This is a genomic window from Citrobacter sp. Cpo040, from assembly GCF_030332915.1.
GTDB lineage: Bacteria > Pseudomonadota > Gammaproteobacteria > Enterobacterales > Enterobacteriaceae > Citrobacter > Citrobacter portucalensis.
The window spans coordinates 46,573-72,391 of the sequence record NZ_JAOWGX010000037.1 but is presented as its reverse complement, the minus strand read 5'-3'; the positions used below and the strand labels follow the sequence as shown (position 1 = coordinate 72,391).

Annotated in this window: 15 protein-coding genes and 1 other RNA gene; 10 read left to right on the top strand and 6 right to left on the bottom strand. The window is 53.3% G+C overall.

What is annotated here, in order from left to right:
- Positions 1-117 precede the first annotated feature (117 nt).
- Both OGX86_RS18920 and OGX86_RS18915 read right to left on the bottom strand, forming a co-directional pair.
- Positions 118-684: a Slp family lipoprotein gene (locus OGX86_RS18920; protein WP_286640385.1), complete on the bottom strand. Its 567-nt coding sequence runs from the start codon at positions 682-684 to the stop codon at positions 118-120.
- A 244-nt stretch (positions 685-928) separates the two neighbouring features.
- On the bottom strand, positions 929-1,783 hold the full coding sequence (locus OGX86_RS18915; RefSeq protein WP_048225153.1) for a MurR/RpiR family transcriptional regulator: 855 nt from the start codon (positions 1,781-1,783) through the stop codon (positions 929-931).
- A gap of 293 nt (positions 1,784-2,076) precedes the next feature.
- On the opposite strand from OGX86_RS18915, the gene OGX86_RS18910 reads away from it, so the two are divergent.
- The 10 genes from OGX86_RS18910 to iolB all read left to right on the top strand — a co-directional run bounded on the left by OGX86_RS18910 (position 2,077) and on the right by iolB (position 15,251).
- On the top strand, positions 2,077-3,582 hold the full coding sequence (locus tag OGX86_RS18910; protein WP_286640382.1) for a CoA-acylating methylmalonate-semialdehyde dehydrogenase: 1,506 nt from the start codon (positions 2,077-2,079) through the stop codon (positions 3,580-3,582).
- An 11-nt stretch (positions 3,583-3,593) separates the two neighbouring features.
- On the top strand, positions 3,594-5,519 hold the full coding sequence (gene iolD, locus OGX86_RS18905) for a 3D-(3,5/4)-trihydroxycyclohexane-1,2-dione acylhydrolase (decyclizing) (protein ID WP_020996282.1): 1,926 nt from the start codon (positions 3,594-3,596) through the stop codon (positions 5,517-5,519).
- Positions 5,520-5,863: 344 nt separating this feature from the next.
- Positions 5,864-6,850, top strand: coding sequence for an inositol 2-dehydrogenase (iolG, locus tag OGX86_RS18900; RefSeq protein WP_286640380.1), 987 nt, complete (start codon positions 5,864-5,866; stop codon positions 6,848-6,850).
- Between the two features lie 38 nt (positions 6,851-6,888).
- Positions 6,889-7,818, top strand: a complete 930-nt coding sequence (locus OGX86_RS18895) for a sugar ABC transporter substrate-binding protein (RefSeq protein ID WP_003839787.1) — start codon at positions 6,889-6,891, stop codon at positions 7,816-7,818.
- 53 nt (positions 7,819-7,871) lie between these two features.
- On the top strand, positions 7,872-9,419 hold the full coding sequence (locus OGX86_RS18890; protein WP_008785559.1) for a sugar ABC transporter ATP-binding protein: 1,548 nt from the start codon (positions 7,872-7,874) through the stop codon (positions 9,417-9,419).
- Positions 9,420-9,430: 11 nt separating this feature from the next.
- Positions 9,431-10,459, top strand: coding sequence for an ABC transporter permease (locus OGX86_RS18885; RefSeq protein WP_003826102.1), 1,029 nt, complete (start codon positions 9,431-9,433; stop codon positions 10,457-10,459).
- Between the two features lie 8 nt (positions 10,460-10,467).
- Entirely contained in the window at positions 10,468-11,601 is a 1,134-nt protein-coding gene (locus OGX86_RS18880; RefSeq protein WP_286640724.1) for a Gfo/Idh/MocA family protein, read from the top strand.
- Positions 11,602-11,613: 12 nt separating this feature from the next.
- Positions 11,614-13,518, top strand: coding sequence for a bifunctional 5-dehydro-2-deoxygluconokinase/5-dehydro-2-deoxyphosphogluconate aldolase (locus OGX86_RS18875; protein WP_286640378.1), 1,905 nt, complete (start codon positions 11,614-11,616; stop codon positions 13,516-13,518).
- 14 nt (positions 13,519-13,532) lie between these two features.
- Positions 13,533-14,423, top strand: coding sequence for a myo-inosose-2 dehydratase (iolE, locus tag OGX86_RS18870; RefSeq protein ID WP_286640721.1), 891 nt, complete (start codon positions 13,533-13,535; stop codon positions 14,421-14,423).
- 9 nt (positions 14,424-14,432) lie between these two features.
- Positions 14,433-15,251, top strand: a complete 819-nt coding sequence (iolB, locus tag OGX86_RS18865; protein ID WP_008785555.1) for a 5-deoxy-glucuronate isomerase — start codon at positions 14,433-14,435, stop codon at positions 15,249-15,251.
- 216 nt (positions 15,252-15,467) lie between these two features.
- On the opposite strand, the gene OGX86_RS18860 is transcribed toward iolB, so the two are convergent.
- The 4 genes from OGX86_RS18860 to OGX86_RS18845 all read right to left on the bottom strand — a co-directional run bounded on the left by OGX86_RS18860 (position 15,468) and on the right by OGX86_RS18845 (position 25,812).
- Entirely contained in the window at positions 15,468-19,823 is a 4,356-nt protein-coding gene (locus tag OGX86_RS18860) for an autotransporter outer membrane beta-barrel domain-containing protein (protein WP_286640376.1), read from the bottom strand.
- Between the two features lie 433 nt (positions 19,824-20,256).
- On the bottom strand, positions 20,257-23,799 hold the full coding sequence (locus tag OGX86_RS18855; RefSeq protein WP_286640374.1) for an inverse autotransporter beta domain-containing protein: 3,543 nt from the start codon (positions 23,797-23,799) through the stop codon (positions 20,257-20,259).
- 413 nt (positions 23,800-24,212) lie between these two features.
- Positions 24,213-24,576, bottom strand: a transfer-messenger RNA (tmRNA) gene (gene ssrA / locus OGX86_RS18850).
- Positions 24,577-24,648: 72 nt separating this feature from the next.
- Positions 24,649-25,812, bottom strand: a complete 1,164-nt coding sequence (locus OGX86_RS18845; protein ID WP_286640719.1) for a beta-barrel domain-containing protein — start codon at positions 25,810-25,812, stop codon at positions 24,649-24,651.
- Positions 25,813-25,819 lie beyond the last annotated feature (7 nt).

The following is a 25,819-nucleotide window of genomic DNA, read 5'->3' as shown; positions in this document are numbered from 1 at the left end:
GTTAAGCGTAGGATCCCATGAAGCAGGATGGCGCAATAAGATAAACGCGGGGTGATGAGAAGGGTTGTTTGCCAACACCTGACTCCGGAATATAGTCACGCCATCTTACCTCTGGGATTATTTCACTAGCTCCGGAGTTACCTGAGTGACTGTACTGGCGTAGTAAGGCGCTCCCCACATCGGCTCAGGCCAGAATGCGCCGTAACCATAATCCCACATGTTATAGGTGGTGTTGACAGACTCAGTTAAATGCCAAACCTGGATTCCTTGTAAATCAACTTTAACAAAATTGTACGGGACTTTGTTGATGAATCCTGACTCATCTCCTTGAATTGTTCCCAAAATAGTCACGAAATGGTTTCTGTAGTTTACCGGATCGAGGAAACCTTTCTGCTGGGCAAGAATACGTCCCTGATAGCTCGCTTCTATTTGTGGCTTAGCAGAGTCATTCAGTGGCAAAACGGCGATTTCCAGCAACGTATCTTTTTTGGTGTTAATCACATTGATGACTTTACCGCCAAAGCGGGCCTGCTGTCCGGTATATAAACCGGGCTGGTTATGCACGGAGATAAAGTTTTTTTGGATATCGGGTTGATTATTACCTTTGATATTCTCAGGAATGGAAGCACATGATGCCAGGGTGAAAGCAAGGGCAATAATCATCAACCCTTTTGTATTTTTCATTTTACTTTCCTGCTTAAAAAAGACAGGTCTATAGTAAACCTTTGCGTATTATTGTCAGCATGCGCATTGTTGATTATCTAATATTAATATAATTGTAGCTTATGGTAATAACGGATTGTATTTTATCTGGTCGCTGAATAAGGGCGATATTTTCAACGACCATAAAAGTAACGGCAGACATCACGGTTTCACGTCACGCTGGCGGGAATGTAATAAAGCGGATCGTCAATTTTTGCGGTGCTCATCACCCGACAGAATGACCGCGTTCATTACTCCCGTCACCCAGACGGTAAGCCAGCGCCACCACTAGCGACTGCACCAGGCACAGCGTCGCAGACTGGGATCGAAACGCGTCAACCTGCGCCTCTTTCACCACAAAGCAGAGATCGCTGAACGTGGCCAGCGGGCTTATCTGACTGTCGGTAATCACTATCTGGCGCGCGCCGGCATTGGCCGCAGTTTCGCTGACCATCACGGTTTCTTCCGCATAAGGCGAGAAGCTAATCGACACCACAATATCGTGCGCTTTGATGCGGTTAATCTGCTCGCGCAGCATTCCGCCCATTCCGTCGAGCAGAATAGGGCGACACTCAAGATGGCTCAGGGCGTAGGTGAGATAGGCCGCTACGCTAAACGAACGACGCAGACCAGCGATGTAAATGGTGTCGGCTTCTGCCAGCAATTGTACGGCGCGTTCCAACATTTCAGGTTCGGCACGGGCTGCCAGCTGCTGGAGCGCCTGGGTATTCGAACGGGCGAACTCCTGCAGGATATCGAGCGGGGTTTCCGGTACGGCTTCGCTTTCCATCTCACGGAACATGCGCGCGCGGTCGCTGTAGCTGGCGGTTTCCTCTACCAGGTTCATACGAAACAGCTGTTTCATTTCGTTGAAGCCGGTGAAGTCAAAGGCGTTGGCGAAGCGGATCAGCGTAGAGGGCGGCACTCCGGCACGTTCAGCAATGACGGCAACCGTATCAAAGGCCACGCTATTGGTATTATCCAGCACATAGCGGGACACCTGCTGCAGCCTCTTACTCAGGCTATCGTAGCGATCGCGGATTTGCTGCTGCAGCTCGTTCAGGCTGGTTGCTGTTGTCATTTTACCTCCTGGTACATAGTTTTATGATTCTAAACGCAAAACCGCGTCTTTGAAATGTCACTCATTCATCTGGCTGTAAAAACGAAACAAAAGCTTCAGGCTTGTCGTCCGCTGAAACGTTATGCCAGTGCACGCTAATCATGCGATTCCGCTTGTTAACATAAAAACCCATCCTTGATCACATTAATCATTATTTATTTTATTTCAACTTAAAATGGAATGTTTGTTTCATATATAGTACACAGATAACAGTGTTCAGGTAACAGTCACGTATCAACAGCGAGAGGTTAAGGATGGAGACAGTAGCGAATTTTATCCACGGCGAATGTGTCACCGGTTCAGGCCAGCGCGTTCAGGCAATCTTCAACCCGGCCACCGGCGAGAAGATCCGCCAGGTGGTGATGAGTACGACACAGGAAACCGAGCAAGCCATTGCGGCAGCGCACGACGCATTCCCCGGGTGGGCGCGCCATTCTCCGTTAAAACGTGCGCGAGTGATGTTCCGCTTTAAGGCGCTGTTGGAAGAAAACATGGAGAGGCTGGCTCGCATCATCAGCGAAGAGCATGGCAAGGTATTCTCTGACGCAGTTGGTGAACTGACCCGCGGCCTGGAAGTGGTGGAGTTTGCCTGTGGCATCCCACATCTGCAAAAGGGCGAACACTCAGCCAACGTAGGTACCGGCGTCGATAGCCATTCGCTGATGCAACCGCTCGGGGTTTGCGTCGGGATCACGCCGTTTAACTTTCCGGCAATGGTACCGATGTGGATGTTCCCCATCGCGCTGGCAACCGGGAATACCTTCGTGCTGAAACCCTCAGAAAAAGACCCTTCTCTCGCTCTGGCACTGGCGAAACTGCTGCAAGAAGCCGGATTGCCGGACGGCGTGTTCAACGTCGTGCAGGGGGACAAAGAGTCCGTTGACGTGCTGTTAACTGACCCGCGCGTGCAGGCCGTGAGCTTTGTCGGCTCTACGCCGATTGCGGAATACATTTATCAGACGGCATCGGCCCACGGTAAGCGTTGTCAGGCGTTAGGTGGCGCTAAAAATCACTGCATTTTAATGCCGGATGCCGACATGGATATGGCAACCAACGCCATTATGGGGGCCGCTTACGGCGCGGCGGGTGAACGCTGCATGGCGCTTTCGGTCGTGCTGGCGGTAGGAGACAAAACGGCAGACGAGCTGTGCTCGCGACTGGAAAAACAGATTGCGGTGTTGCGTGTCGGGCCGGGGCTTGATCAGACACCTGAAAATGAAATGGGGCCGCTTATCTCCTCGGTACACCGTAATAAAGTGCTCGGTTATATCGACAGTGGGGAATCGCAGGGGGCCAGCCTGCGCGTGGACGGTCGACGTTTTAGCGTTAAAGGCCATGAGCAGGGTTATTTTGTCGGGCCGACCCTGTTTGATAACGTCACGCCGGAGATGACCATCTATAAAGAAGAGATTTTTGGACCGGTGCTTTCTGTGGTGCGCGTAGCAGATTACAGCAGCGCGGTGGAACTGATTAACCGTCATGAATATGGTAATGGCACGGCAATTTTCACACGTGACGGCGGCTGTGCGCGTCGCTTCTGTGAAGAAGTGCAGGCGGGCATGGTGGGCGTAAACGTGCCTATTCCGGTGCCGATGGCGTTCCACAGTTTTGGCGGCTGGAAGCGGTCCATTTTTGGTGCGCTGAACGTTCATGGTAACGATGGCGTGCGCTTCTACACCCGGATGAAAACCGTCACCGCACGCTGGCCGGAGATGCTGCAGGACACAGGGGCCGCGTTCTCCATGCCAACGCTGGGCTGACAGGAGGGTTTATGCAAACCGAACGTATGACCATGGCTCAGGCGCTGGTCAAATTCCTTAATCAACAATATATCTGTGTCGATGGCGTGGAAACGCCCTTTGTCGAGGGCGTCGCCACCATCTTTGGTCATGGTAACGTGCTTGGCATTGGCCAGGCGCTGGAGCAGGCACCCGGTCATTTGCAGGTGATGCAGGGATGTAATGAGCAGGGAATTGCGCACATGGCGACCGGATTCGCCAAACAGCATCGGCGCCAGCGTATTTTTGCCGTGACGTCATCGGTTGGGCCGGGAGCGGCAAACATGGTCACCGCAGCGGCAACCGCGACGGCGAACCGTATTCCGCTGCTGCTGTTGCCTGGCGATGTCTACGCCAGTCGTCAGCCGGACCCGGTATTGCAGCAAATTGAGCAATACCATGACCTTGGCATCAGTACCAACGACTGCTTCCGCCCGGTCTCGCGTTACTGGGACCGGATTAACCGACCGGAGCAGTTAATGAGCGCGATGCTAAACGCGATGCGAACGCTTACTGACCCCGCAGATACTGGTGCCGTAACTATTTGCCTGCCACAGGATGTGCAGGGGGAAGCCTGGGACTATCCGCAGAGCTTCTTTGCGCGCCGCGTTCATTTGATCGAACGTCGACCACCCGACCCGCAGCGTCTGGCGATGGCGCGGGCGCTGATTGCCCGCAAACGCCGTCCGCTGGTGGTATGCGGCGGCGGGGTACGATATTCCGGCGCGCATGAGGCGTTTCGTACGTTTGTTGAAACGCTGCAACTGCCATTTGCCGAAACTCAGGCCGGAAAGGGAGCGCTGGTTAGTGACCACCCACTTAACCTCGGAGGCATTGGGGTGACTGGCGGGATGGCAGCGAATCAGCTCGCACCGCAAGCCGATCTGGTGATCGGCATTGGTACGCGCCTCACCGACTTTACCACCGGTTCGAAAGCGCTGTTTTCTCATCCGGAGGTTGAGTTCCTGCTGCTGAACGTGGCGGAGTTTGACGCACTGAAGCTTGATGCCACTGCGCTTATCGCCGACGCCCGTACCGGGCTTACGGCATTAACTGAAACACTGAAAGACTACCGCAGCGATTGGGGGAAGGAGGTCGCGCAGGCGCAAGAGGCCTGGCGCGATGAGTGCCAACGTTTATGGGAGCGCGACTGGCGTCCCGATGACGAACCCGAAGTGGCTGGGCATCTTGACGCTCAACTGGCGGAATATGGCGACACGCTAAACACCCGGTTGACCCAGACGAAGGTGCTGGGGCTTATCAATCAGCACATTGAAGATAACGCTATCGTCGTAGGGGCCGCCGGATCGCTACCTGGCGATTTACAGCGTATCTGGCAGGTCAAAACCCCGGACAGCTATCACCTGGAATACGGTTACTCCTGTATGGGCTATGAGATTGCGGCTGCTATTGGAGCCAGGCTGGCGAAGCCGCAGCAGCCGGTATATGCCATGGTGGGGGATGGCTCGTACATGATGCTGCATTCCGAACTACAAACCGCCGTCCAGGAGGGGATAAAAGTCACTATCCTGCTGTTTGATAACGCCAGCTTCGGGTGTATTAACAACCTTCAGATGGGGCATGGGATGGGGAGCTTCGGTACGGAAAACCGTCACCGTAATCCGCAAACCGGACGGTTGGATGGGCCGTTGGTGAAGGTCGATTTTGCTAAAAACGCGGAAAGCTACGGCTGTCGGGCATGGCGTGTACATGACGAGCAAAGCCTGCTGGCGGCGCTGGAAGCCTCGCGTGCGCATTCGGGGCCTGTGCTGCTGGATATCAAAGTCCTGCCGAAAACCATGACCCACGACTATGCCTCCTGGTGGCGCACTGGCGATGCGCAGGTGGCAGAATCTCCGTCGGTGCGAAAAGCGGCTGAGCAGACGTTTGAGCAGGTGAAAAACGCACGTCAGTACTAAAAGCGATTAATGCCGGATGGCGCTGCGCTTATCCGGCCTACAGCGGATTCCACCCCTCTGGCCTGATAAGGCGCTAGCGCCGTCATCCGGCAACCTGCGACAACGAAATTTTCATTTCATTTTTCCTTTCTCTTCATCCATCGCCTCCTTCCTGAACGGAAGGGGGCCAATTCCTGCATCTTTCCTGTTGTTATGTTGTGATATTGATAACAAATTTTATCTCACTCATCTCAAAAGTGTTAACTTGCACCCAAAAATATAATTTTCACTATTTATAAAAATGAAATAAATGTTTTATTTAAAGGGTCGTTAGTTCATCGCATTCACCAACACCGGGAGCCGTTATGTTTAACATTGCTTTACTGGGCGCTGGCCGAATTGGCCAGGTACATGCAGCTAACATTGCCAGTCACAGTGCCACTACCCTCTGGTCCGTCGTCGACCCGAATCAGGAATTTGCCACCCGTCTTGCCACACAGTACCAGACTCGTTTGCAAAGCCTGGATGAGGCGATGACGGACCCTAACGTTCACGCCGTGCTGATTGCCTCCGCGACCGATACCCACGCGGATCTGATTGAAATGGCCGCCCGCCACGGCAAAGCCATCTTCTGTGAAAAGCCGGTCCACCTGGATCTGGCCCGTGTACGCGACTGCCTGAAAGTGGTCAAAGAGTACGACGTACCGTTGTTTATCGGTTTCAACCGCCGCTTCGATCCACAGTTTCGCCGTGTGAAAACTGACGCACTGGCCGGGCGTATCGGAAAGCCGGAATCGCTGCTGATCATCTCCCGCGACCCGTCTCCGCCTCCTGCGGAATACGTGCGTGTGTCCGGCGGTATGTTCCGCGATATGACCATCCACGATTTTGATATGGCGCGCTTTATCATGGGCGAAGAGCCGGTTTCGGTGTATGCCCAGGGCAGCAATCTGGTGGATCCGGCGATTGGCGAAGCGGGCGATATCGATACCGCGTTCATCGTACTGAAATATTCATCCGGTGCGATGGCGACCATCGTCAACAGCCGCCGTTCTTCTTACGGATACGATCAGCGCCTTGAGCTGCACGGCTCTGAAGGGCTGCTGTGCGCGGGCAACATTCTCGAAAATCAGGTGCAGCACTACGCGAAGACCGGCTGCACCAGCGCGTTACCTGAACATTTCTTCCTGCAGCGTTATAAATCGGCCTATGCCGCGGAATGGGAACACTTTGTTGCGGTACTGCGCGGCGAAGCGGTCCCTGATTGCAGCGGGGACGATGGCGAGCGTGCGCTGTATCTGGCGGATAAAGCGCTGGAGTCACTGCATAGCCAGCGTGAAGTTCTCCTCTGATTGTCACCACAACCTACCCTACACAGAGAGACATAATAATGAAAAAACTGATCTTAGCTGTCCTCATCGCCATGACATCCGGGGCAGCCATTGCTGAAAACGAGCAAATTGTTTTCAGTACGCCAAACCTGGCGATGCCATTTGAAGTTCACATGCAGCGCACGGCGGTGAAAGCCGCAAAAGAGATGGGCGTGAATTTACAGGTCCTGGACGGGCAGGGTAGCTCGCCAAAACAGGTCGCTGACCTGGAAAACGCCATAACTCGTGGTGCACAGGGCTTTATTGTTTCACCAAACGATGTCAACGCGGTGTCCAGCGCGGTAGATGAAATTCAGGATGCGAAACTGCCCGTTGTTACCCTCGACCGCTCCGTTGACAGCCAGAAAAAAGTGCCGCACTTCGGCGCGAACAACTACAAAGGCGGCCAGGCGATTGGCGACTTTGTCAAAACCAAATTCCCTGACGGGGCAGACATTATTCTGCTGACCGGCCAGCCAGGCTCCTCCTCCAACATTGAACGTACTAAAGGCATTCGCGACAGCCTGAAGGCGGGTGGTGAAAAGTACAAGATCGTTGCTGATCAGACCGGTAACTGGATGCGTTCTGAAGGGATGCGCATTGTCGAAAGCGTTCTGCCTTCTTTGCCGAAGCGTCCGCAGGTGATCCTCTCCGCTAACGACGATATGGCGTTGGGCGCGATTGAAGCGTTACAGGGACAAGGACTGAAACCGGGTGAAGTTCTGGTCACGGGCTTCGATGCCGTGCCGGAAGCACTGGCGCGTGTGCGCGACGGCTGGCTGGCAGTGACGGCGGATCAGCGTCCTGGCTTTGCGGTGAAAACGGCCATGAGCCAGTTGGTGAATAACGTCCGTGAGAAGACGGCGATCACCGGGGCTGACTACCCGCCAACGCTTATCACCAAAGAGAACCTGCAGCAGGCCGAGCGTATTAGTGAGGCCGGTAACTGATATGTCCGCAGCCGCCGCACAAGTGGCGGCTCTCTATGAGGAGGAGCAGACCGATGTCGCAACCCTTACTAAAAGTGACCGACCTGGCGAAAAGCTTTTCCGGCGTTTGGGCGCTGAGCAGCGCACAGCTGACCGTCGGAGCAGGCGAAATTCATGCGCTGTTAGGTGAGAACGGTGCCGGAAAATCGACCCTGCTGAAAGCACTGGCGGGCGCACAGCCGCAAACACGCGGGGATATTTGGTTCAACGGCGAAACATTGCCGGTAGAAGACTCTCCGGTTGAGCGGCAGAACAAGGGCATTATCACGATTTATCAGGAATTTAATCTGCTGCCCAATATGACCGTCGCCGAGAATATGTTCCTCGGTCGCGAACCGCGCAAACGCAATCTGATTGTTGACGAAAAGGCGGTAAATCAGGAAGCGCAGGTGATTCTGGATTACCTGCAACTGAACGTTGCGCCAACCACGGCCGTGGCCCGACTGAGCGTGGCGCAGCAGCAAATGGTGGAAATTGCGCGGGCGCTGACGCTGAACGCAAAGCTGATCATTATGGATGAACCTTCCGCCGCGCTGAGCGACAGCGAAGTAGAAAGCCTACACCGTGTGGTGCGGGAACTTAAAGGGCGTGGCGTGAGCATTATCTACGTCACCCATCGCCTGCATGAAGTTTTTCAACTCTGCGACCAGTTCACTGTTTTCCAGGATGGACGATTCACCGGGAATGGCGCAGTTGCACAGACCACCGTAGAACAGCTGATCCGCCTGATGGTGGGGCGCGATGTGGCCTTTAATCGCCGTCCGGCCAGCGAAACTCACCATGAAGATAAACCTGTGCGTCTGGCGGTGAAGGGGCTTAGCCGCGAAAAACCGCCGCTGGATCCGCATGGTATCGCGCTGCACGACATTAGCTTCCACGTGCATGCTGGCGAAGTGTTAGGCATTGCCGGACTGGTGGGTGCCGGGCGCACCGAAGTGGCCCGCTGCCTGTTTGGCGCCGACAGTTTTACTTCCGGCAGCTTTGAACTTGATGGCGTGCCATATCAGCCGCGCGATCCGCTGTTTGCGCTGGATCAGGGGCTGGCGCTGGTACCGGAAGATCGTAAAAAAGAGGGCGCGGTGCTTGGGCTGTCGATCCGCGACAACCTGTCGCTCTCCAGCCTCTCGTCACTACTGCACTGGCGCTGGTTCGTGAATACCCGCAAAGAGGATGCCCTGATCGAGTCATACCGCCAGGCGCTGCAGATCAAAATGGTCAACAGCGCGCAAGAGGTGCGCAAGCTCTCCGGCGGGAACCAGCAAAAAGTGATCCTCGCGCGCTGCATGGCGCTTAATCCGCGAGTGTTGATCGTGGATGAACCAACGCGCGGCATCGATGTTGGCACCAAATCAGAAGTCCATCAGGTGCTGTTTGATATGGCGAAAAAGGGCGTGGCGGTGATCGTGATCTCCTCCGATCTGCCGGAAGTGATGGCGGTTTCCGATCGGATCATCACGCTAAGTGAAGGCCGGGTGACCGGCGAGATCCACGGCGACGACGCCAACGAAGAGCGGCTAATGACGATGATGGCCATCAACCACAACGCCCTGAATGCGGCATAACGGAGTGATTCATGACGCAGATTATTTCTAAAACGCAGGTTCCAGCCAAACGCGGCGGACGTCTTGATCCCATTGCCTTTTTTGAGCGCTTTGGGGTACTGATTTTCATGATCCTGCTGCTGATTTTCTTTCAGTTGCAGAACAGCAATTTTCTTTCTGAACGCAATATTTTCAACATTCTGACCGAAGTCTCCATCTACGGGATCATGGCCGTCGGTATGACGTTTGTCATTCTGACCGCCGGGATCGACCTCTCCGTAGGTTCTATTCTGGCAGTGTGCGCCATGACCGCCGCGTATGTGATTAAGGGCGACAACTTCACCACCGTCGACCCGAACGCTTGGGGCGGCATGAGCTGGCTGATTGGCCTTGGTATCTGTATGGCGATGGGCACCGCGATTGGTTTTCTGCATGGCCTCGGCGTGACCCGCCTGCGTCTGCCGCCGTTTATCGTCACCCTCGGCGGGATGACTATCTGGCGCGGCCTGACGCTGGTGATTAACGACGGCGCGCCAATTGCCGGTTTCGACGCGGGATACCGCTGGTGGGGACGCGGCGAACTGCTCGGTATCTCCATTCCAATCTGGATATTCGCGCTGGTGGCGGTAGGCGGTTATCTGGCGCTGCATAAAACCCGCTGGGGGCGCTTCGTGTACGCCATCGGCGGCAACCCGGAGGCGGCGCGTCTGGCAGGGGTTAACGTGAAGCGCGTGCTGGTGAGCGTCTACGTGTTAATTGGCTGTCTGGCAGGACTGGCGGGCTTCATTCTCAGCGCGCGGTTGGGCAGTGCAGAAGCGGTCGCCGGGATCTCGTTTGAGCTACGCGTCATTGCCTCGGTGGTCATTGGCGGTACCTCACTGATGGGCGGCTACGGGCGTATTGGCGGCACCATTATCGGCTCGATCATCATGGGCATCCTGATTAACGGTCTGGTGCTGATGAACGTCTCGGCTTACTACCAACAAATTATTACCGGCTTAATTATCGTTCTGGCGGTGGCGTTCGATACCTACGCCAAGAGCCGTCGCGGCGCATTGTGAGGGTCATGATGAAAGAAGTTCGTATTGGATTGATTGGCACCGGGTATATCGGCAAGGCGCATGCCATCGCCTATGCCCAGGCCCCGACGGTGTTTAACCTGCGCGGCAAGCTGGTGCGCGAAATGGTGGCGGAAATCTCTCCAGAGCTGGCCGCCGAGCGGGCGCAGGCGTTTGGCTTCAATCGCTCAACCGGAGACTGGCGTGCGCTGGTGGCTGACCCGGCCATTGATGTCGTGGATATCTGTTCTCCTAATCATCTGCACAAAGAGATGGCGCTGGAAGCGATTCGCCATGGCAAGCATGTGTACTCAGAAAAGCCGTTGGCGCTGAACGCCCACGACGCGCGTGAAATGGTTGAAGCTGCACAGCGGGCGGGAGTGAAAACGCTGGTGGGGTTCAACTATATGAAGAACCCAACGGCGCAGCTGGCGAAAGAGATCATTGAGCGCGGAGAAATTGGTGAGGTGATCCATTTCTACGGCACCCACAACGAAGACTACATGGCCGATCCGCTTGCACCGATCCACTGGCATTGTTTTAAAGAGACCGCTGGGCTTGGGGCGCTTGGCGATCTGGCGGCGCATATCGTCAATATGGCGCAGTACCTGGTTGGGGATATTCAGCAGGTCTGCGGCGACCTGAAGATCGTGGTGCCACAGCGTCCGGCGAACGTCGGTTCCTCGCAAATGGTGACGGTAGAAAACGAAGATCAGGCCCACGCGATGGTGCGCTTTGCGGGCGGTGCGCAAGGGGTGATTGAAACCTCGCGCGTTGCCTGTGGCCGCAAGATGGGGTTGTCGTATGTGATTACCGGGACCAAAGGAACTATCAGTTTTACCCAGGAGCGCATGGCAGAGCTGAAGCTCTATCTGCATGACGATCCGGTCAACCGCCAGGGGTTTCGCACTTTACTGGTTGGCCCGGCGCACCCGGACTACGGCGCGTTTTGCATGGGAGCCGGGCATGGTATCGGCTTTAACGACCAGAAAACAGTAGAAGTACGCGACCTGGTGGACGGCATTGCTGCCGATGCGCCGATGTGGCCGGACTTTGAAGAGGGCTGGAAGGTGTCGCGCGTGCTTGACACTATCGCACTCTCGCACCAGGAAGGCCGCTGGCTGAACGTGAACGACATTGTCTGAAGAGGTATCAACGTGGAAAAGCAGTTTGATGTGATATGCATGGGCCGCGTGGCGGTTGACCTCTACAGTCAGCAGATTGGCGCACGCCTGGAAGATGTGTCGAGCTTTGCCAAATATCTTGGTGGTTCGTCCGGCAACGTGGCTTACGGCACGGCACGCCAGGGGCTGCGCTCCTCAATGCTGGCGCGGGTTGGCGACGAACATATGGGGCGTTTCCTGCGTGAAGAATTAAACCAGGTAGGCTGTGATACCAGCCATCTGATCACTGATAAAGACCGCCTGACGGCGCTGGTGCTACTCGGCATTAAAGACCGGGACACCTTCCCACTGATTTTTTACCGTGATAACTGCGCGGATATGGCGATTACCGCCAGCGATGTTGATGAACAGTACATCGCTTCTGCTCGTTGTCTTGCCATCACCGGGACGCATCTTTCTCATCCGCAAACCCGCGAGGCGGTGTTGACGGCGCTCGCTTACGCCCGGCGTCACGGCGTGCGTACGGCGCTGGATATCGACTATCGCCCGGTGCTGTGGGGGCTTACTTCCTTAGGCGACGGCGAAACGCGCTTTATCGCCGCCGAACAGGTCACCCGCCAGTTGCAGGAGGTGCTGCATCTTTTTGATGTAATTGTCGGCACCGAAGAGGAATTTCATATCGCGGGCGGCAGTACCGATACGCTGCAGGCGCTGTCTCAGGTTCGCGGCGTGAGTCACGCGACGCTGGTTTGCAAGCGTGGTGCGCTCGGCTGCTCGGTGTATACCGACGCGATCCCGGCCCGGCTTGACGATGGCCTGACGGTGACCGGCGTGCGCGTGGAGGTGCTGAACGTGCTGGGGGCAGGGGACGCGTTTATGTCCGGTCTGCTGCGCGGCTACCTCAACGATGAGGGATGGGAGCAGGCGTGCCGCTACGCCAACGCCTGCGGTGCGCTGGTGGTGTCGCGTCACGGCTGTGCGCCGGCGATGCCGAGCAAAGTGGAGCTTGATGATTATCTTTCTCGCGCCGCAGAGGTTCCACGTCCGGATCTCGATCCGCATCTCAACCATTTGCATCGCGTGACGACTCGCCGCCGCACATGGCCGGAACTGTGCGTGATGGCCTTCGATCACCGTAGCCAACTGGAAGATATGGCGTTGCAGTGCGGCGCGTCTTTGAAGCGTATTCCGGCATTGAAACAGCTTATTTTGCAGGCCAGCCGTGAAGCGGCCAACATCGCCGGGCTGGAGGGCAAGGCCGGGCTACTCTGCGATGGTACGTTTGGTCAGGATGCGCTGAATGCGATAACTGGAGAGGGCTGGTGGATAGGTCGCCCTATCGAATTGCCGGGGTCGCGCCCGCTGGAGATGGAACACGGCAATATAGGCTCTCAGCTCATTAGTTGGCCGCAGGAACATGTGGTGAAGTGTCTGGTCTTTTTCCATCCGGAAGATGCCCACGCGTTGCGTCTGGAACAAGAACAGAAAATCGCTGAGGTGTACCGCGCCTGTTGCCAGTCCGGCCATGAGCTGCTGCTGGAGGTGATTTTACCGGCCAGTATGCCGCGCAGTGATGAACTGTATTTGCGCGCCATTTCCCGCTTCTACAACTTAGGGATCTACCCCGACTGGTGGAAACTCCCACCGCTGACTTCTGCTGGCTGGACGGCGTTGAGTGACATTATCGAACGGCGCGATCCGCACTGCCGTGGCGTGGTGATCCTGGGTCTGGACGCACCGGCAGAGCAACTGTGTGCTGATTTTAAAGCGGCTGCGGGTCATGGGGTGGTGAAAGGATTTGCCGTGGGACGCACGCTGTTCGGCGACGCTTCCCGCGCGTGGTTGAAACACGATATTGACGATGCGCAGCTGGTGGCGCGCATTAAAGATAACTACCTGCAGCTTATCGCCTGGTGGCGCGAGCGCGGACAAGCATAATTCAGGAGAAGATGATGACGGTACAATTAGGTATTAATCCACTGACATGGACGAATGACGATCTTCCTTCACTGGGCGCTGAGACGTCGCTTGATACGTGTCTGAGCGAGGGCAAAGAGACTGGATTTGCTGGTTTCGAACTGGGCAACAAATTCCCGCGTGAGGCGCGACTGCTCGGCCCCATTTTGCAGCACCACGACCTGCAACTGGTTTCCGGCTGGTACTCCGGACGTCTGCTGGAACGCAGCTTGGAGGAGGAGATTGCCGCCGTGCAGTCACATCTGACGTTACTGCGCGAACTGGGAGCGAAGGTGCTGGTCTTTGCCGAAGTCAGTGGCTGCATTCACGGCGAGCAGCAGACGCCGGTACATCTGCGTCCGCGCTTCCCGCAAGAGCGCTGGCAAGAGTACGGTGAAAAGCTCACCGAGTTTGCGCGCTACGCCCAGCAGCAGGGGGTACAGATTGCCTATCACCACCACATGGGAACGGTGATTGAATCTGCTGAAGATGTGGATAATCTGATGACGAATACCGGTGATGAAGTTGGCTTGTTGCTCGATACCGGGCATTTGACCTTTGCAGGTGCCGATCCGTTGGCTGTGGCGCAGCGCTGGGCATCACGTATCAACCATGTTCACTGCAAAGACGTACGTGCCGACGTGCTGGCGGATGTCAAAAACCGCAAAACCAGCTTCCTCGATGCGGTGCTGAGCGGCGTCTTTACCGTACCGGGAGATGGCTGCGTTGACTATCCGCCAATCATGGCCTTGCTGAAGGCGAACCAGTATCAGGGGTGGCTGGTGGTGGAGGCGGAGCAGGATCCAGCCATCGCGCATCCGCTGACGTATGCGCGTCTGGGCTATAACAACCTTAGCCGTCTGGCGCGGGATGCCGGGCTTATCTGAGGAGGTGATATGTCACGTTTATTATCACGTTGGCAGCAGCCGGACGCGCAAGGGTGTACGCAGTCAGTGACGCCGGAAAGCGCCGGTTGGGGATATGTTGGCTTTAGAGCGTATGAACTGGAGGAAGGGCAGCAGCTTATGCTGCCCGCCGTCAGCGAAGAACGCTGCCTGGTACTGGTCGCCGGACGCGCGACCATCACCACGCCGGGCGCAACTTTTACGGATATCGGTGAGCGGATGAGCCCGTTTGAACGCATCAAACCGTGGGCGGTTTATGTCACTGCTGGTGAAACCATACAGGTTCAGGCGGTGACCAGACTGGAGCTGGCAGTCTGCGCTGCGCCGGGGAAAGGCACGCACCCAACGCGGTTGATCGCACCTAAGGATATTGACGGGGAAGCGCGCGGCAAAGGTCACAACCAGCGCTACGTGCACAACATCTTACCGGAAGATAAACCCGCAGATAGCCTGCTGGTGGTGGAGGTGTGGACCAACGAAGGTTGTACCAGTTCTTACCCAAGCCATAAGCATGACACCGATAATCCCCCACAGGAAACCTATCTGGAGGAGACTTACTACCATCGCCTCAACCCGCCGCAGGGATTCTGTATGCAACGGGTCTACACCGACGACCGGTCACTTGACGAGTGTATGGCAGTCTATAACCGCGACGTGGTGATGGTGCCGAAAGGGTATCACCCGGTGGCAACTCTGGCGGGATATGACAGTTACTACCTTAACGTGATGGCCGGCCCGGTTCGCAAATGGATGTTTACCTGGGAAGATGAACATGCGTGGATTAACAGGGATTATCCGGTTGATAAGTAAGGTCATGAATGGCTTTTTTAACTGCGAGTCGTTTTTTTCCCTCCTTTTGATGAGTAAAAGGGGGAAGAATGGGATGACGGTTGGCGCTATTTAAGTGCTCATTATTCTCATAGCTCGCCTGGCCATGAGAATAATGCAAGCGTCGATATATTTGAGGTTATGGCAGTAGCCGGGGTGCTCTCGAAAACACCCCGGCTATCTTTTGTTGAGGGCTAATTAGAAATGATATTTCAGTCCTAACGTTGCCGAGCTGTTGTTATAACCGTTGTCTCCCATCTGGACGCCCACATTACCCCACAGATTTAAATCTGGTGTAATCTGGCCTTCGACACCCAGTTTAATCTCTCCCAGATTGCGTGCACCTTCCTGGCTGACGCTAACGTCGTCCATTTTAGTGCTAAAACTGCGTGTATTATGGAGCCAGTTAGCTTCAATAAATGGCTGGAATTCGCGGCCTTTGCCCTCATCCATTTTATTAAAGCTTTTCAGGTAGGCTCTGGCTCCAAGACGGGTTTGAATATTACCGTTACCATTCATCTCGATACGCGTTCCGTTAGCTTCCCGATGGTCATCAGATTTGACCCCCATCCAGGTAATTTGCGCCTGCGGTTGAACATACCACTCATTAACGGTTCCTTTGCTGCCAGAGAATTCGCCAACTTTAAAGGTATATCCCGTTTCAACAGAAGCTGTCAGACCTTTGGATTTATAGGACTCAGAAGCCAGTCCTTCACCTTTTACATGGTTGTCAAACCATCCATATTGTGCCCAACCGTCGAGGTACAGGCCTTTATGGTCGGTGTTATCGGCAAACCATGTAGCATAAAGGCCAGTGCTATAGCCATTGACGCTACCTCGCGAGGTGTAACCCGTTGCTGATGAGCGGGTCTGATTATTGTCATGACCATACCCGGCCATGATCCCGAAACGCCAGCTATCATGCCCGTTGGTTGAGCCCTGCGCGATATCGCTGCCGAGCTGCATCACATAGCGATTACTTTGAGTACGCAACTGGCTGCTACCGTCATACCAACTTTGGTGGCCACCTGCCTGACGCATCCACATACCGGTGGTTTTCATCTCTCCGGTTGACACATCTGTGTACTGAGCTTTGCCCGAGCGATCGTGTAACTGCATGTTAAACATGGTGTTTACGGCAGCATGGTTCGCGGTATAGGTCCCTCCTTCCGGGCGAAGCATATGCTCTGTGGGCGAAACCGGTTTTTCGGGTTTTTCAGGCTTATTCAACTGACTGGTCAGATACCAGTGATTATTGTTAGCCCCCTGACCTCGAACCAATGAATAATCATACGCGCCCGCAGTGATACGCCCGCTCTGAGTAAAATCACCATCAGAACGGCCATCAACATGAATAAGCTCAATCCCCTCCAGAGTTTGTGAACCCTGGCCTCCTGCATTGGTGACACTTACTTGAGTATTACCAGTGGTATCACCTTTTACAATAAGCTTATCGGTGGCCGAACGGTCGTCCCCCAGAACCGTATCAAAATTAATAACGCCATTGTCGCCGTGGTAATTTCCTTCAACAATCAGCTGATTGCCTGCGGACTGTCCAATATTCCCTAAAGATATCGCACCCTGGTTGGTGAGATCTCCGCCAACAGTAAAGTGGCCTGATGCTCCATTTCCGGCAACAAACAGTCCGGCATTATGGATACTGCCTAGTACCGTTCCCGCGCCTGAAAGCATACCGGCAGAAGATATATTGACCTGCTGGCTCGCTAAGGTAACAGGTGCATCCTCCTGACCCAGCATCAGACCCCCTTGTTGAATATCAGTGGTGCCGGTATAGGTGGAATCTGCAGTCAGAGTGATAGTGCCCTGACCCTGCTTGATGACATTACCGCTGCCATCGACCTGGTTTTGCATGGTCCAGTCATCCAAGCTGTTAAGGATCATGTCACCCTGATTATGAATGGTCGCCTCCCCCAGATGTTCGGCGGCTGACGCCACTAATTGTGTGTTTTTATCCAGGTTAAGCTGGCCGCTAAATCCACTGTTATCCCCCTCAAGAGCGACGTTAGATTCGCTGAATGAAACTTCACCCTTACCGCTAAGGTTGTTGGACAAGTGTCCCTCAACGGCATTGAGATTGAGGTGGCCATCGGAAATAATCTCCCCGGTCCCCAATCCCTGAACATTATCCAGAGTGACCTCTGCGCCGGAAGCGATGGTCGTTGTTGCGCTTAAGGACGCATTATTGCCCTTCACGCTAAAGACACCGTTATCTATATTCAGATTACCGCTGCCGACCAATGCTCCTGCGGATGTTCCGCCGTTAGAAATCGTCAGGCTACCGCCATTAATATTCAGAACTGATCCCACTGCGCTGGTTAGCTGCCCAATCGTCTGGCTATGCCCATTCATATCCAAAACGGTCTCTTCTGCCATCTGCAGACCTGCTGTATGGCCCAGTACATTATCATTGAGCATCAGTAGATTACCGCTGCGCAAATCGGTCAGACCGGTGTAATCATTATTCAAACCTGACAGTGAAACTGTGTGGCCTTTCTGGCTGTCGAGCGCCAGATCCCCGGAGCCGGTCAGGCGGGAACTCAATTCCGCAGCCGCTCCAGTTTTTCCGTTGGCGTTCAGGATCAATGCATTCTGACCCTGTCCTTGTAATTCAATCTGTGTCAGACCGTAGCCCACATAAAGGCCGTCATGATTTTGCCCACTGGTCAGGCGATAGTCATACGTTCCCTTTGCTACAACCTGTCCGTCCTGGCTGATGTCATGCTGAACAGCATCTGTTATCGCGTTACCGTTCAGATCCTGCAGTTGCAGGTTTCCGGCATCTCCTGTTACAACGGTTGCTGAATTGGTGGAAACCAGCTTAATTTCCGCATTGGCGTCTTCCTGCTCCATTAAGGAGAGACCGGTATCAATACCCTGAGATATGGCGTCCACTACGCCCACAGGATTCACCTGCACAGCACCAGACCCAGTCAGGTCTAACTGATCTTTAACATTCACCATTTTGTCGGTTTGGTGTATGCCGGGGGTAATGTTACCAAACTCAATGGTACCGCCAGAAAAGGCCAGGCTTCCAATGGACTGTGTGCCAGTGCCCAGTGAAATTTCACTTCCTTTTCCTGCAATCAGCCCTGCTTTTGCAAGAGCATCGGTGTTGGTTCCCTGCAGGTTGAATGTCGTATTCTGTAACGCCAGTGCACCAGTGAACCCAGAGGTCGCTGTGCTATTTTTAAAAGAGAAAGCGTGATTTCCCGTATCGACACTCAGGATGCCGGACCCAGAAATCTTGTGGTTAAACAACCAGTCGCTGGTACTATTGAGCTGCAGTTTCCCGGCAACGGATAACCCGGCAGAGCCCAGGTTTTTCTGATCGGACACGGTCGCAACGGCACCCGATTCAACATTGATCTTGCCTTTAAAGGCGCTGTTATCACCCATTAACGCCACATTTCCGGCGCCGACGGAGATAATACCGTTCCCTGTAATCTTATTGGTGAACTCCATGTCATCTTGAGCGTTCAGCAAGAGTTTGCCGCTATTGCTAATATCAGCGGTTCCCAGGTTCTGCGTAACCCCAAGGGTGGCATTCTTGGCAATTTTTACTTTGCCGCTAAATTTTGAGTTATCTCCGGACAAAAACGTTGTGCCATTAAGCGCATTGATATTACCCAGCCCCTCACTGCCGCTTGATATATCAGCTGTTATATTGGCGTTATCACTGGTGTGGTTCAGTGTGATTTTTTTATTGTCCGTACTAGCCCAAACGAATTCTATTTTCTTGGCGTCAATAATCCCAGCAGCTTTAGCTTTCTCTCCTTCTTGAGCGCCTAATGCTAATTCTGAGTTCGTACTCAAGCTAATTTCTGGAGCAGAGATTTTCCCCATATCTGATACCACTAAAGTGGTATTTGAGTCTTGGTTAAAATACCCCAGACTTAATTTCTCACTGGCGTTAATTTCTCCCTTGTTATTAACCGACAGGAATTGATCGCCACCGTAGCTCTTGAAAACACCCATGAAGAATGTTTGAGTATTTACCTGGCTACCTTCGCCGCTAATGTTTCCCCTTTCATAGGTAAGACGACTGGTCCCTTTAACATGAATCTTACCGCCATCAGACACGTTAAAATAACCGCCAGTTCGCCAGTTGTCTGATGCGCTGTCATATAAGTCGTCAGCATAGAGTTCGCTGCCTGCATTGGACACGTTAAGGTAACCCGTACCTCTCAGCAGAACGTTTAGCTCACCATTGATACGCACTGTTCCTTGGGTAATATCCAGCCCACCACCTGATGTGAAGGTCAGGCGGGGGCGAGAGTCCGGCGCATTAATCACCAGGTTGGCGTTATCTTTTACATTGATATGGTAATTAATGGAGTGACTGTTTTGGCCAAAATCAATGGTGTTATCTGTGATGACATCAATATCATCAGCAAAAGCCATTGATGAGCATAGCGCTACAGCACCGGCTAATAACGCCCTGGACTTTTTTTTCGTGTTCTTCCTTCCCAGTTCGGAGCACACACACCAGCAATTACGGACTTTACTCCATTTTATTTGATATATTTTGTTCATAAACTCTCCGCAAAATAATCATAATAAAAATTTAACACTTTTGGGGTGAAATATTTATCGGGATACATTTTTGAGAGTGAAAATGTAGATCTCCGAATTGATGATATATGTCACGTGTCATTAATGTGATGTAAACATCGATACCGGATACTCGATTCAAGTCTCCCTGCGTAGTTTGTCACGTGATAAATTAATTTTGATAATATAGCCATCTGGTTGGAAATATTTTACCTGAGGTTTTGTCGATATTTCCAGCCCCTTTATTATATTGCTGCTTGTTTTCAAATCAACGGGGGAAGGGGAATCATCGAGAGTGAACTTAGCTTTGCTAAAGCTATTACAGTTCTGAGTCTTAGTGGGTAGAGGACGCGTGGACAATATATAGAAAGGGAGATAGCCGCCACGCTGCGGCTATCTCCTGTTTATATCCCGATCAGGAATTTGGTTGATGGTTCTCAACTACCCAGACGGTGAGTACTTTTTCCAACGTTTTATCTCCCGTCGTTGCCTTCGCTCTTACCCAACTTACACCGGCCGTATCCGTTCTCAGTTCAGAGTAAGCATTCCCTAACTTAAAGTTGGTTTTATCCGGCGTCATCGTAAAGGTTCCGCTGCCGGGTTTGGCTTTGCTGCCTGCGCTAAATTCGACACTGCCGTTTAACGGGTTACCGAATTTATCCTGCAACCGGGCCATAAAGCCTACCGGCTCAAGGTTGGCAACGGCATAGCCAGGATCCTGCTCCAGAGTGAGTACTGGATTCTGGGCATCGGCATTCAGCGTTATCGAAGCATTTGCCGAGACATTGCTACCGTGTTCAGCCAATGTGGCGGTCAGCGTGTAACGACCCGCCTTATTACCGTGGACATTTACAGTCGCAGTACCGGAACCATTGGTGGTGACAAGCGTATTGTCAATCACCAGAGGATCGCGTGGCGATGGGCCTGTAGCCGTAATTTTCAGCTTACGGTTGCTGACGCTGTTCCCTGATGTATCGGTCAGATGCAGGGTAAACGCCACGTTATCCGCATCACTGACTACGGCGGTTGTAGTTGACGGTTCGATCGTCAACGCGGCATTTTGCAGATCCGATACTACCTCAATCGCCTTACTCGCCGTAACGCGTTTACCCTCTTTGATGAAGGTTGCCTGCAATTGATAGTGCCCAGCTTCTGCGGCAATAAAGGTTGTTGATGCCATTCCTTTCTCATCCAATGTCAGTTCGGACTGGCCCAGTTTTAATCCACTGGCAGGGGAACTGGTCAGGTGCACGTCACCACTAAATGGGTTGTTTTCACCGTCGACAACCTGTACCTGAATTTCATGTGCCGCTGATGCGTTTGCCACAATGCTCTCAGACGGTGCGGTCAAATTCAGCACTGCGCTGTTAATATCAGGTACGAATTCCAGGTCAACGCTTGAGGACTCAACGCTGTGCTGCCCATCTGTAACCCTGGCATTAACGGTGTAATGACCTGCCTTAACCGTAGTTAACGTTACCGTCGCGTAACCGTCTTTATTGGTGGTGATTTTCTCCGGGTACACGAGCCCTTGTGGCGTTACGATAAGCTCCACTTTCTGTCCTTCAACCGACGCGGCGGTATTGTTGAGCATGATCTCAAGCGTGGCACCATCGCGACCGTTTGCTGCAATATTGGTGATTGCGCCATTGTCTTTGGCTGTCAGAGACAATGTTGCCCCCTCCATTGCAGAGGCAAATGTTACGCTTAGCGATGAGCTGATGTTCCCCGCGCTTAGCGTAATATCATAAGTTCCCGGCGTTGAACTGGTCAGTGAGAATCTTGCTTCACCTTTGGCATCGGTCTTCACAACGTTCTCCCCATTCGCGATCTTAACCTGTGGCGGTAACGCCAGAGTGACCGTGTATCCGGACAGCGGGTTCCCATAACGGTCGGTCAGGGTAACGACCGCGATATTACTCTGTTTGCCATCCGCCAGTGCATTGTCCTTGGTCAGGTTAAAAGCCTGCACCACCGGTTGCGTTTTGTCGGCAATCCAGTTGGCTTGTTTTTCCAGCCCGGAGAAATCATGTTTTTGTGACGTCACACCAATGCGTGTCGCCTGAGCCAGTTCAGACGTTGCCTTAGCGCTGTACACGCCGTCTTTCTCTTCTACGGCAGTAAAACGGACCTCGCCGCTGGCTGAAACTGCATAAAAACGTAAGCTGTCGTCGCCGGTGATGGCATTCCCGTCTTTATCTTTTGCTTCTAACGCCAGGCTAATCGGGTGTCCAACGACCTGCTCCATGGGCATTACCGTGAATGTCGATTTTGCCGCCTCGGCGGAAACCGCTTTTAGTTTCACCGTCAGGGTTTCTGTTTTACCCAGAACTTTAGCGGTTATGCGTGCCGTCCCCGCCGTTAAACCCGGCGTCAGCGTGGCGGTATACACCCCGGAGCGGGTTTCCTGCACTTCACCAAGCTTTGGAGCCTGTGCCGAACGCTCACGATTTCTCTGTGCGTCAGGTGTAAACGCTAAAGACAACTCAATGTCATGTGCAAGCCCTGTTAACGGATTACCATTGGTATCTTTAAGCACCAGCGTAACCGGATGCTGTGACTTCCCGTCAGCAGCGATGATCGGTTGCTGCTCGCCGTTCAATGTAAAATCCATTGTGCCGACAGAGGCCGAACTCCTCGTCACCGTCACGTCCATCACCGCATAGTTAGAGGCGTTTCCTTTAACATCTCGCGCCGTTGCACCGATTTGCCAGTGATTAGTGCCGCCTGGTGTATAAGCGGGTAACGTCAGTTGCCATGATGTGCCGCTACCGGAAATGCGTCCGCCAGCGGCGGTAAATGCGCTATCGTTCCACTCTACCGACTGAATGCCCCAGTGGGATTTATCCAGCGAAATAGTCACCGGAATAACGGCGCCACCTTCCCCCTGTACGCTTTCAGGCAGGCGGATTTTCAGAACCGATTTTTTGCGGTATTCCAGAACAATATTGTTATTTCGTTCGACAAAATCGTAGCGTCCGTGCTGAACTTCGCGCATTAACGCAACATTGTCGCTGTCCAACTGCTTCGCCAGCGGGATGCCGGGGCGATAGTTAATCTCTATGCCGAAGCGTGAATCATGAGTATTGCTCTGCCCCTGCTTGTGTTCAGCGGAAAGCGTAACTAGAGGGACCGGCGTATAGCTGATCCCGCCAGTAAAGGCGTACGGATTTTCCTGAAGATGATCGCTGCCAAAGAGGCCGACATTCTTGCCGTAATACTTTTCATATTTAAGCGATGCGCCCAGTTGCGGATACGATGGCAACCAACCTTGGGTATAGATATCCCATCCATCCGCCGGACGTTCCTGATAATCATCCAGATCGTGGGAATCCTTCCATTTCGATAATCTTAAATAAGCATTTGTGCCTGCGCGTAAATAATCTCGCCAATACTCAACGCCTGCACCCATACGTGCGTGATGACGACTTAAATCGTAGTCATAAAATAAGTTTGCGCCCAGCATTGAATTATCCGCCGTAAAATAGCGATAACCCATACCGATATTAGTTTGGGTTCTGTCATCGGTACGGTGAAGCGATGTCTGGCTAAATAAAACATGCTGCTTTGTATCAATCCACGGATAAAGGAAATCGAACGCCGAATCTTTCAACGAGAAAGCGTCATCGACGTTGAGTTGAATACGTGCATTACCGTACTTCTGTAGCCACTCTACCACCTCCTTCGTTGCCTGTGCTGAGACGGTATTAGCAGCAAAACTGCCCGCATGGCCGTTTTCAATACTTCTGCCAGCCTGCGCGGCGACAGAAGACAGGCCTCGCAGTTCTTGCTGTTCTGCGGCGGCCTGCGATGCCTTAACGGCTGACGCATGGCTGATGGTTGGCGTGAAGCTAAGAAGGGCAGGATACAGAGCCTGCAAAGCGATTGTTGACCATGCGACAACCTTATTAACGGGGCCTGTTGCCCCATTGCTCCGCGAAATTTTCTTATTTGACATTTGTAACTCCAATATCAATTAAAAAAATCAAAGGTTATTTCATGTACTGAACGGGATGCGTAATATATGTATTTAGTAGGAAAATTCAAGAGTTATTCATGGAGAAGTTAACTGGATATTTTTACACTATGCGGCGTTGTGGGCTGTCTAACGATGTCGAACGTTTAAATGACGAATGTATTTAAAAAATACGTTTCTTTTTATCGTGACGATTTTAAGCTTGTAGGGATATTATTTAACCATGGTCGTTCACTGTTAAATAAAAAGAGTTATCAGGAAATTAATCTGCCTGTTCGTATTCAGCTATCATCACGTTCTCCGGATCTAAGTCTGGAACGTGTCAACGCTTTCAGAGGACGGGTCAATAGACACAAAAAAGCCCTCAGCTTGCGCTGAGGGCTTTCACCGGTGTTTGGTGGAGCTGGCGGGAGTTGAACCCGCGTCCGAAATTCCTACATCCTCGGTACTACATGCTTAGTCAGTCTTTACATTCGCCTGGCACCTGCGGACAGACACGCCACTACCAGACTAGCCTGATTAGTTTTAACGCTTCAACCCCAGGCAGGGCCTCCACGCGATCTCTTTTGGGTTTGACCTCTCTTTGATCCCCGTCTTAAGAGCGGAAGCTAGGGAGAGAGGGCTCAGAGCAGGTTATTAAGCTGCTAAAGCGTAGTTTTCGTCGTTTGCGACTATTTTTTTGCGGCTTTTTACGAGGCCAACCGCCCCTCGGCATGCACCTTGGGTTTCGCGAATCCCGTCGAATCCAGAATCAGCCCCAATGTGTTAGAGCAAGTATAACAGACTTGTGACACGCGTGACCAGCCCCCGCAACCCCTAATCCTCAAGGATTTAGCGCTCGCGCAGCGCTTCTTTTGCGCGATTAAACGGTTTGATTAAATAGTCGACGATGGTTTTTTCACCTGTTTTTATATCCACTGTGGCAATCATGCCTGGTACGATGGAGAAATGGCGTCCCAGTTTGTTCTGTAAGAAGTCCTGATGCGTGCGGATAAACACGCGGTAATAGAAGATTTCCGGTTTCACTTTGTCCTGAATGGTGTCCGGAGAGATGGTTTCGACTACGCCTTCCAGTCCGCCGTAAATGGCGTAGTCATAGGCGGTTATCTTTACCAGCGCCCGCTGGCCGGGATGGATGAAAGCGATATCACGCGGCGACAGGCGGGTTTCTATCAGCAGATGATCGTCCAGCGGCACAATCTCCATCATCTCGCCGTTGGGCGGGATAACGCCGCCGATGGTGGTGACCTGGATGTTTTTCACAATACCGCGCATCGGCGCGCGTACGGTCAGGCGGGTGACGGAATCCTCACGTCCTTTTAAAATCGCCGCCAGCATATCCACTTCGGCGTTGGCCTTTGACAGCGCTTCCCGCGCCTGCACGAAATATTGCGAGCGCAGATCGGTGATTTTTAACCCCAGATCGCTTTTTTGTCGTTGCAGGCGCAGCACTTCTACGTGGCTGGCGGCACCGCTTTTCTCCAGCCGTTGGGTGATGGCCAGCTCTTTATTTACTGAGACCAGTGCATCCTGAAGTTCTGCCATTGAATCCGCAAGCTGCGCGCGACGGCTTTTATACAGACGAGTTTCGGAGGCGATGAGATCCGGCCAGACGCGCAGTGAATCGGGAAAGACCAGCGGCAGATCGTTAACTTCGGCATTAAGCCTTGCGCTGGAAGCCAGTGAGGCGCGATAACGGGCTGCACTCTCCCCAACGTTGGACTCAGAACGGGTGGGGTCGAGGCGGGCGACTATTTGATTGGCCTGCACTTTATCTCCCTCGCGTACCGTAAGCTCGGCGAGAATGCCGCCATCCAGCGACTGCAAGACTTGCTCTCGCGAGCTGGGGATCACTTTTCCGCTGCCGGTTGAGACTTCATCCAGCTTGCCGAAATATGCCCAGATACCCAGGACGGCAAACAGCAGCGTGCTGAGCAGAATAATACGGCTGGCCCCGGAAAAACGGTGCTCGCGGCGGATATCGAGGTCGTCCATGGCGGCA